The organism is Acinetobacter sp. FDAARGOS_494 (assembly GCF_003812225.1).
Lineage (GTDB): Bacteria > Pseudomonadota > Gammaproteobacteria > Pseudomonadales > Moraxellaceae > Acinetobacter > Acinetobacter baumannii.
The window spans coordinates 850,037-859,739 of sequence record NZ_CP033866.1; the positions used below are offsets into that span (position 1 = coordinate 850,037).

A 9,703-nucleotide genomic window follows, 5' to 3' on the forward strand; every position below is an offset into this window, starting at 1 on the left:
GAGCGAATAATGCCTAAACGTACGGATATTAAAAGCATCTTAATTATTGGTGCTGGTCCAATTGTCATTGGTCAAGCTTGTGAGTTTGACTATTCTGGTGCTCAAGCATGTAAAGCACTTCGTGAAGAAGGCTATCGTGTTATTTTGGTTAACTCTAACCCAGCAACCATTATGACTGACCCTTCAATGGCTGATGCAACTTATATTGAGCCAATTACTTGGCAAACTGTTGCTCAAATCATTGAAAAAGAGCGCCCAGATGCAGTACTCCCTACTATGGGTGGACAAACTGCTCTTAACTGCGCACTTGCACTTGATGAAAATGGCGTATTAGAAAAATACGGCGTAGAACTTATTGGTGCAACAAAAGAAGCAATTGAAAAAGCTGAAGACCGTAAATTGTTTGATGAAGCAATGCGCAAAATCGGCTTGGAATGTCCAAAAGCTGCCATTGCTGAAACAATGGAAGAAGCATTGGAAATTCAATCTCGCTTTGGTTTCCCAGTAATTATCCGTCCGTCATTCACTATGGGTGGTTCAGGCGGTGGTATTGCATATAACCGCGAAGAATTCCTAGAGATTTGTGAACGTGGTTTCGACCTCTCTCCTACTCACCAATTATTGATCGATGAATCTTTAATTGGCTGGAAAGAATACGAAATGGAAGTTGTTCGTGACAAAAACGACAACTGTATTATCGTATGTGCGATCGAAAACTTCGACCCAATGGGCGTTCACACAGGTGACTCAATCACTGTAGCACCGGCTCAAACCTTAACTGACAAAGAATATCAATTGATGCGTAATGCTTCAGTTGCAGTTCTTCGTGAAATTGGTGTTGAGACAGGTGGTTCTAACGTTCAGTTCGGTATTAACCCGAAAGACGGCCGTATGGTTGTGATCGAGATGAACCCACGTGTATCTCGTTCTTCTGCGCTTGCGTCTAAAGCAACTGGTTTCCCAATTGCAAAAATCGCAGCCAAACTTGCTGTTGGTTACACCCTTGATGAATTGAAAAATGACATCACTGGTGGCGTAACTCCTGCAAGCTTTGAACCATCAATTGACTACGTTGTAACAAAGATTCCTCGTTTTAACTTCGAGAAATTCCCACAAGCAGAACCTGTATTAACCACTCAGATGAAATCTGTTGGTGAAGTCATGGCTATTGGTCGTAACTTCCAGGAATCTGTACAAAAAGCATTACGTGGTCTTGAAGTTGGCGTAAGCGGTTTCGATGAGAAAGTCGAAGCTGGTGCAACAAATGTAAAAGAAACTATTCTAAAAGAGCTTAAAGTTCCGGGACCTGAACGTATTTGGTACGTAGCAGATGCATTCCGTCACGGCTTCTCTTTAGATGATGTATTTGAAGCAACTAAAATTGACCGTTGGTTCTTGATCCAAATTCAAGATATTGTCAACACAGAAGCTCAAGTAAAAACTTTAGGTTTTGGTGATCTCACTGCTGAAAATATCCGTTCGTTCAAACGTAAAGGTTTATCTGACCTTCGTATTGCGAACCTCATGGGTATTTCTCAAAAGCAATTCCGTAAGCAACGTTGGAACTTGGGTGTTTACCCTGTTTACAAACGTGTTGATACATGTGCTGCCGAGTTTGAATCTGGTACAGCATATATGTACTCGACTTACGATGAAGAGTGTGAAGCTAACCCATCAAATCGTGACAAGATCATGGTTATTGGTGGTGGTCCAAACCGTATTGGTCAAGGTATCGAATTTGACTACTGCTGTGTACACGCTGCTTTAGCAATGCGTGAAGACGGTTATGAAACAATCATGGTGAACTGTAACCCTGAAACTGTTTCTACCGACTATGACACATCTGATCGTCTATACTTCGAACCTGTAACACTTGAAGATGTACTTGAAATCGTACGTACAGAGAAGCCTAAAGGCGTAATCGTACAGTATGGTGGTCAAACTCCACTTAAATTGGCACGTGCTTTAGAAGAAGCTGGTACTCCAATTATCGGTACATCTCCAGATGCAATTGACCGTGCAGAAGACCGTGAACGTTTCCAACAAATGATTCAACGTTTACAGCTTCGTCAACCAAACAACAGCATTGTAAAATCTGCTGAAGAAGGTATTTCTGAAGCTGCGAAAGTTGGCTATCCATTAGTTGTTCGCCCATCTTATGTATTAGGTGGCCGTGCAATGGAAATCGTCTATAACGAAGATGAGCTTAAACGTTATCTTCGTGAAGCAGTACAGGCTTCTAATGAAGCACCTGTTCTTCTTGACCACTTCCTTGATGACGCAACTGAAGTTGATGTTGACTGCGTATCTGACGGTAAAGATGTCGTGATTGGCGGTATTATGCAACACATCGAACAAGCAGGTATTCACTCAGGTGACTCTGCATGTTCTATCCCTCCTTACTCTCTTTCTAAAGAGATTCAGGATGAGATGCGTCGTCAAACAATTGCGATGGCAAAAGAACTTGGTGTAGTTGGTTTAATGAACGTTCAGTTCGCAGTGAAAGGCAACGATATTTACGTTCTTGAAGTAAACCCACGTGCATCACGTACTGTTCCATTCGTATCGAAATGTATTGGTGAATCTTTAGCAAAAGTAGCTGCTCGTTGTATGGCGGGTCAATCACTTGAGTCTCAAGGTTTTACTAAAGAAATTATTCCAAATCGTTTCGCAGTAAAAGAAGCAGTATTCCCATTTGCAAAATTCCCTGGCGTAGACCCAATGCTTGGCCCTGAGATGAAATCTACAGGTGAAGTAATGGGTGTTGGTCAAACCTTTGGTGAAGCATTCTATAAGGCTGTTTTAGGCTCAAATGACCGCTTACCAGGCTTGCCAACTGAAGGTGAAGTAAAGCATGCTTTCTTATCTGTTCGTGAGTCAGACAAGAAATACATCGCTGATATTGCTAAGAAATTAGTTGAATATGGCTTCAAACTTGTAGCAACAGGTGGAACATATCAGGTACTTAAAGAAGCAGGTTTAGAATGTGAATCTGTAAATAAAGTAACTGAAGGCCGTCCACATATTGTTGACCGCTTGAAAAATGGTGAAATACACCTTATTGTCAATACTACTGAAGGCAAACAAGCTCAATATGACTCTGCAATGATTCGTCGTGCTGCCCTACAAGGCAAAGTGTATTACACAACGACTATCAATGGCGCAGAAGCGGTTTGCCAAGCCTTTGCTGTGAAATTGCCAATGGATGTATACCGCTTGCAAGATTTAACTGTAGGTTAATTTTTTTCCGATAAGTCCCGCCACCTTATCGGTGGCGGGATTTTTTCATTTTTTTAACTGTGTTTTCTCAACTTAAGAGGGACCGAAATGCAACGTTATCCAATGACCCCTGAAGGTAAAATCGCCTTAGAGAAAGAATTACAACATCTGAAAACTGTTGAACGTCCACGTATTACTCAAGCGATTGCTGAAGCACGTGAACATGGGGACTTAAAAGAAAATGCAGAATATCATGCTGCTCGTGAACAGCAAGGTTTCTGTGAAGGCCGTATCCAAGATATCGAAGGGAAATTGGGTGCTGCACAAGTCATCGATGTTAAAGACTTAGAACAAAACGGTCGTGTTGTATTCGGTGTTACGGTAACGATTGAAAACCTTGATACTGAAGAACGCAAGACTTATAAGATTGTTGGTGATGATGAAGCTGATTTTAAAATCAATAAAATTTCAGTAAATTCGCCAATTGCACGTGGCCTTTTGGGTAAAAATGAAGGTGATGAAGTAAAAATTACCACTCCTCAAGGCGAAGTGGAATACGAAGTTGTAAGTGTAGAATACCTCTAAGGTAATACACTTGAACCCCTCTTTATGAGGGGTTTTTATTTAATATGGTTTGGCTCATTTTTGTTTGGATAATAAATTATGGATACTCCTCTAATTAACACACCAGTCCGCCATTGGTGTGAATTTGAGTTTATTTCCAAAACTGTGAAAAATCCAAATATCCATATTAAAGGGAATTACTCTTACTACTCGGCATATTGGGATCAAGGTTTTGAACGCTGTGTAGTGCGATATCTACATGACAAGCCTTCTACTCCAGACAAGCCAATTGATCAGCTCTATATTGGTAATTTTGTTTGTTTTGGCGCTGAATGCGTGATTATGATGGGTGGTAACCAACTTCATCGGCCAGACTGGATATCGACATTCCCCTTTGACACCCGAAGTTTTTTAGCCGCTGGTGACACTATAATTGCAGATGGCTGCTGGATTGGAAGTCGTGCAATGATTATGCAAGGTGTAAAAATCGGTGAAGGTGCTGTTGTTGCAACTGGAGCTGTGGTCACTAAAGATGTCCCCCCTTATACAATTGTTGGTGGCGTACCTGCAAAAATTATTAAATACCGTTTTCCTCAGGAGCAAATAGAAAAACTACTTGCTTTAAAAATTTATGATTTAGATGAAAAACAAGTTTTAAAAATGCGGGAATATTTACAAACGGATGATATAGATGCATTAACAGCACATCTTAAAAAATTACAGAGCGAATAAAATATATTTGCAAGAATTTCTTGCTTAAAAAACACAAATGATTACGTGCTCGAATTTAAATCGTAAGAAAAGAAGTATAAAGTATTGAATAAATAACCATCATTACAATAAGGAATAAACTCATGTTATATCAACATATTCTTGTACCAATTGACGGTTCTGAAACTTCTATGGTTGCTATGAAGGAAGCAATCAAAATTGGGAAAGCATTAAACAGTAAAATTACGGTTGTACAAGTTATGGCACTTGACCCGATTATTGCTGACCTTTACGTTAAGACGGGGCAAACCAATGAATTGATTGAGCGTACTAGAACATATTTGCTAGATATTTTAGAGCAAGCTAAGCAACAATTTTTGCAAGAAGGACTTAGTGTAGAAACCAAATTACTTGAAGGTTTTGTTGTTCACGAAGAAATTATTCAAGCTGCACAAGAGCTTAATGCTGATCTGATTGTGATGGGTTCTCATGGCCGCACAGGTGTACGAAAACTTGTATTAGGAAGTGTTGCGCAAAAGGTCTTAGGTGAAAGTCATATCCCGGTTTTAATAGTTCGTTAAAACTAAAAAGCCTGTCTAGCTTAATACAGCAAGGCAGGCAATTATTAAAATACTTTTAAGGCTGCCAAGCAAATTGCTTTAAGTTTACTTTGCCATTTAATAAATAGATTCCCTCTGTTTCAAGCTTTAACTGCTGAATATTTTCGCCCTTTTCATTAAACTTACTTAGGCTAATTTTACCTTGCGAATTAATAACACGGTGCCAAGGGACCTGATGATCTGCCTCAAGATGTTTAAGCACATACCCAACTAATCTGGCATGTTTAGGTAAACCTGCCATACGAGCAACTTGGCCATAAGTTGCAACTTTTCCATATGGAATCAAAGCGATGACTTCTAAAATTTGTCGATGTAGTTCATACTGAGTTGTCAAAATGGAATCCATAAACGTTGACATTATTCATATCATATAAAAATTTTTGAATAAAATTAAACCTACTCTAAGATGAGCTCAAGGGAAAATCGCATGAAAAAAATATTGCTGTTGATCAGTGGAACTTTACTGTGTGTTTCTTGTACTACTCGTCCCCCTCTGCTTTCAGAAAGAGGTCCAAGTATATCTGCAGATGGTCGGCCTATTGTTCCCGTCACTTTTGTTTTTACTACCAATACTCCTCAGGCTACAAAATTTGATAATTATCAACAAATGCGTAAGGAAATTAAGATTTTAAATAAATATTATGTAGATGATAAAAATAATAAGATTTTCAAATTTAAATTACACCGTTATATCCCTTATGAAGAGTTCTCAAAGTTACATTGTGATTTGAAACAGCAAATTAATCAGCCTTATCCCATTTCTACTGAAACTATTCCTGCCAGTGTAAATACATGTTTTCCTAAGCGCACTGCAAGTAAAGAAGTCATTGTCTTTATTTATGATGCCTACTCAACAAAATGGAAATTTGAAGATGTAACAAGCAGAGCATTTCGTAATAATGGCAAACCTTTTATTTTATTAGATTGGAACCGTCTAAATTATAATATTCAGGCTGGTAGTGTGCATGAGATGGGGCATGTATTTGGTCTAAAACATGTTTGTGCACCGAAGGCTACAAAACGTACTCCAACCAATATTATGACAAGTGCCGAATGTAAATTAGGCAGTGGTGGCTTAAGAAATTTAGGGTTTACTCCAGTACAACTGCAAACCATTTTATCGACTTACAACCAATATCCTTAAAATTTAACTTCAAGATATCTCCCTAATTTATCTTGGGATGCCATGTAATTCTCAGGGGTCAGTAAAGATGTCATATAAATACTGGCCTTTGAGAAGTCTTCAGCATCTACAGGATAAGGCTGCCAAAATGTTTGTAAATTATTGGTGTAAATGGGGTAAAGGCGAATGATATCTTTTGCTAAATCAAGTCTAGCTATACAGCCAAATGGCAAAGCATTTTGCTGTTCATATTCACCGTCACTATTAAAGACTGCATTGCCTATATTAAAAACAACAGGCTTTTGATTGATGATCTGGATTGGTTGAATAGTATGAGCACCATGACCAACGATCAGATCCGCTCCTGCTTGAGTAAGAATAGTCGCGAGTTTAGTTTGGTCTTTTGTAATAGGCTTAAAGTCGACACCCCAATGACAAATAACAATAATTTTGCGTTCTGGATGAGCCTGCTTATAACGCATTATTTGTTCAAGTAAAACGCCATTTAAGCAAGCTACTCCACTTCTTGATCCTAACGCATAAAAGTCATAATCCAGATAAGCCGTGTCTCTATGCCAATAACCATTAAAAATCGCATAGTGCTTAGTCTCAAAAGTGATTTCAAAGTAATTGTGAGCATCTTTTTGGTTCAGTCCAGCGCCAATATAAGAAATACTCGCCTGATCCAACTGATGTAATGTATAGGCTAATCCTTGCTCACCGTAATCTTTCAAATGGTTATTTGCTAAAACCAAATAATTTAGATGAATACTCTTAAATTCTTCTAATGTTTTTTTAGCATCTGCTTTTAGAACAAATGGCTTTTTATCTTTTAACGGCGATTGATTTTCTAAAGAAAATACTGCTTCAAAGTTAGCGATGTTGATGTCATTTTTACCTAAAAAGGGCTGTATTTTTTCAAATGAATAATGATACCCATATTGCTGTAAGGCATCTGTTTGCCCTCTAGACTTACGCTTTTCGGTATACATTTCACCAAAATAGGTATCTCCAAGAATATTGATAATGCCTGTTTGAGAAGAATATTTTTTGGCCTCGACATGCCCTTCTTGAAAATAATGGTAGTAAGGAACCATATGCTCCAGACGGTGAATATCATCCAGAAAAGAGAAAAAACCAATGCTCCGGTTATGTTCGGAATAAGTGATATAAATCTGTCTAAAGGTATGTGAGATATATAAAACCGAAGTGAGTACCGGATGAGCAAGCAAAGGCGTAATCGGTTGATATACTTTATTTTTAAAAGAAAGTGTTCTAATAAAGAAAAGTTTTTTCAGCTCGGCTGGATAGCTATAAATGTGTTTTACCAACAAAAATAGATTTTTTAATTGATTAGGTGCTCTTAAAGCTAACTGGTAATCTTCTGCTCTTTTAAACAAGATTAATTGTGTTTGCTCAATAGAGCCAAACAGCATATTGCTTAAGGCATCTTTAACATCATTTGCCTGAGTAAAAATTAAGAATTGTAAGAGCTCAGCAAATGTATATGATTCATTTTTTTCTAGACCTAAATTTTGTTCACCAATTTTCTTAATTTTTTGTTCAGGAACCCGATAGACTTCATCAGCTTGAACTTTTTTTTGATGGAATTGTTCTAATGCATAATCAATCAGTAATAATGTAGAAATGTCTCCATCAATTTCAAATGCCCAAATTGCCTCTTCAAATTGAGCATGATCAAGAGCGGTTAGCAGCTTAATTTCAAATAGAGGGTAAGTCATATCTCCCCTCCTTCGAAATCTTTTACGTAGGCAATATAACCAGAAAGGTTGTGTTCCTGATCATCAATTCTTACTCTAAAGCGATCATGCCGTACATAAAAAGCATGCAATATTTTATCTGGTCGAGCCATATACATGGCTATTTCTGGATAGAAAAAACCTGTGGTTTGAAATTCGGCTCGAAATGTAATGAGTTTTTTTAACTCAGACATATATGCTTGTTCAAAAAGTGCATTATGGCCTTGCTCTTTTAAACGATTTACCATTTTATAGGCTGCCATTAGCATTTCTAATAAAGTGGCATATGTTGTTTTTCTATTTCGAATAAAAATAAAATGTTTTAAATAATTATTTAAACCAAAAATAAAATATTTTTCTTCAGGGCATATTTTTGTAAGCTCATTGGTACAATAACTTAACCAGTGATCATGATATTTTTCATATCTTTTATGAATAAAATTTTCAAACATTAACTTAACTGTGTCTAATAATCTTTTATCCTGATTAATTTGATATAACCTTAATAAAGCTAATGCTGCTTCTCCATCATAATAAATGATTCTGAACTTTTCTTTTAAATCATAATTTGGATAATTTAATACATGAGTAGTTAATCCATCCGGATCCACTAATTCTAAAATACCATGAGCAAGTTTCTCTGCATATTTTAAATAATCATCTTTTCCTGTGATTTCTTGATATTTCGTTAACATTAAAATAGCTGCGGCATTTGCACCTAATTTAATTTCTAGCTCCCCTTCTTTACCATCAATCATAAACGCAGTTATTGGGTCTTTTTCTTTATAGAAAGTAGTAAGTGCGTATTGAATTGCTGCAACAATTTTAGGCCAATATTCAGGTTTATCTTGTACTTCAAAAGTCTCTAAAAGCGCGTAAAGCGAAGTACAGTGACGTACCGTATTATAGTTCCGTATATCACGATCATAAGCAGGAAAATATCCATAAATGAATTTGCCATTTTCTTGAATCTGGCTATGTAAAAACGCTGCATTTTTTTCAATGAGGTCTCTAAAGTGCTGTTTTTTATTGCTAGCAATGGCTCTAATACCATTTGCATCGTAGCGACTCGCTAAATTAATAAATTGTCCATTTTCATAAAAAGTTGCATAGGTATCGAAAGTCCACACTTCTTGTAGTGACTTAAGTTTAATTTCCGGCTTTGTTGCACGATATTTTTGTTTAATTGCATAGTTCAGATTTGTTTCATCAAAAAAGTTCGGCTTGTCATAACTTAAGCCCCGAATAATGGCTTTTCCATATATTTCTTGCTCCAGAAAAGCTAACGAACAGGAATCATCAAATCCAATACCTCTGCGGTAATGATTATTGTGAAATTGGTGATGAACCTGCTGCTCTATTTGGTTCCAACTTTGCTTTTCTAAATTGTACGCAACATCAATTTTTATGTAGTCTGGAAGTTGATCTGGCGAAAACTGATCATCAATAAAATCAAATAATTGTAGAGTTGCTTGTGTAAGCACTGTTTTTTCACTATGCCATACGCTACATCTGTGATCTTTAGGGCCAAATGATATAAATAAAATAGTTTCTTCTTGAAGGTCTGAAACATGGTGAACAATATGTTCTAACCAAAGCTTGAGCTGTCTTTTGAAGTCTAAAAATACCGCCACTCGAATTAAGTCCCTATCCGTTATTTGTTGTTCTATAAAATTCTCAATGCATCATAGCATGAACTCTTTCAA

The 9,703-nt window shown here is 37.1% G+C and carries 8 protein-coding genes; 5 read left to right on the forward strand and 3 right to left on the reverse strand.

Features of this window, described 5'->3' with window-relative positions:
* The first annotated feature begins 9 nt into the window (after positions 1-9).
* From carB to EG365_RS04220, 4 genes are all read left to right on the forward strand, one after another.
* Complete coding sequence (gene carB, locus EG365_RS04205; protein WP_001126297.1) at positions 10-3,240, forward strand: carbamoyl-phosphate synthase large subunit; 3,231 nt, start codon at positions 10-12, stop codon at positions 3,238-3,240.
* An 87-nt stretch (positions 3,241-3,327) separates the two neighbouring features.
* Entirely contained in the window at positions 3,328-3,804 is a 477-nt protein-coding gene (gene greA, locus EG365_RS04210; RefSeq protein ID WP_001190204.1) for a transcription elongation factor GreA, read from the forward strand.
* Positions 3,805-3,882: 78 nt separating this feature from the next.
* Positions 3,883-4,515, forward strand: coding sequence for a CatB-related O-acetyltransferase (locus EG365_RS04215; RefSeq protein ID WP_000380747.1), 633 nt, complete (start codon positions 3,883-3,885; stop codon positions 4,513-4,515).
* Between the two features lie 122 nt (positions 4,516-4,637).
* The gene (locus tag EG365_RS04220; RefSeq protein ID WP_000966781.1) at positions 4,638-5,075 is read left to right on the forward strand and encodes a universal stress protein; all 438 of its coding nucleotides are present in this window, start codon (positions 4,638-4,640) and stop codon (positions 5,073-5,075) included.
* Positions 5,076-5,130: 55 nt separating this feature from the next.
* Here EG365_RS04220 and EG365_RS04225 read toward each other — a convergent pair whose 3' ends face one another.
* Complete coding sequence (locus EG365_RS04225; RefSeq protein WP_000377324.1) at positions 5,131-5,460, reverse strand: MGMT family protein; 330 nt, start codon at positions 5,458-5,460, stop codon at positions 5,131-5,133.
* 81 nt (positions 5,461-5,541) lie between these two features.
* On the opposite strand from EG365_RS04225, the gene EG365_RS04230 reads away from it, so the two are divergent.
* Positions 5,542-6,258 (forward strand): metalloprotease, encoded by a 717-nt coding sequence (locus EG365_RS04230; RefSeq protein WP_000722324.1) that lies wholly within the window; start codon positions 5,542-5,544, stop codon positions 6,256-6,258.
* Here the strand turns inward: EG365_RS04230 and EG365_RS04235 are convergent.
* Positions 6,255-7,979: a CapA family protein gene (locus tag EG365_RS04235; protein WP_000221997.1), complete on the reverse strand. Its 1,725-nt coding sequence runs from the start codon at positions 7,977-7,979 to the stop codon at positions 6,255-6,257. The genes EG365_RS04230 and EG365_RS04235 overlap by 4 nt on opposite strands.
* Positions 7,976-9,631, reverse strand: a complete 1,656-nt coding sequence (locus EG365_RS04240) for a hypothetical protein (RefSeq protein ID WP_000257906.1) — start codon at positions 9,629-9,631, stop codon at positions 7,976-7,978. The genes EG365_RS04235 and EG365_RS04240 overlap by 4 nt, the downstream gene beginning before the upstream one ends.
* Positions 9,632-9,703 lie beyond the last annotated feature (72 nt).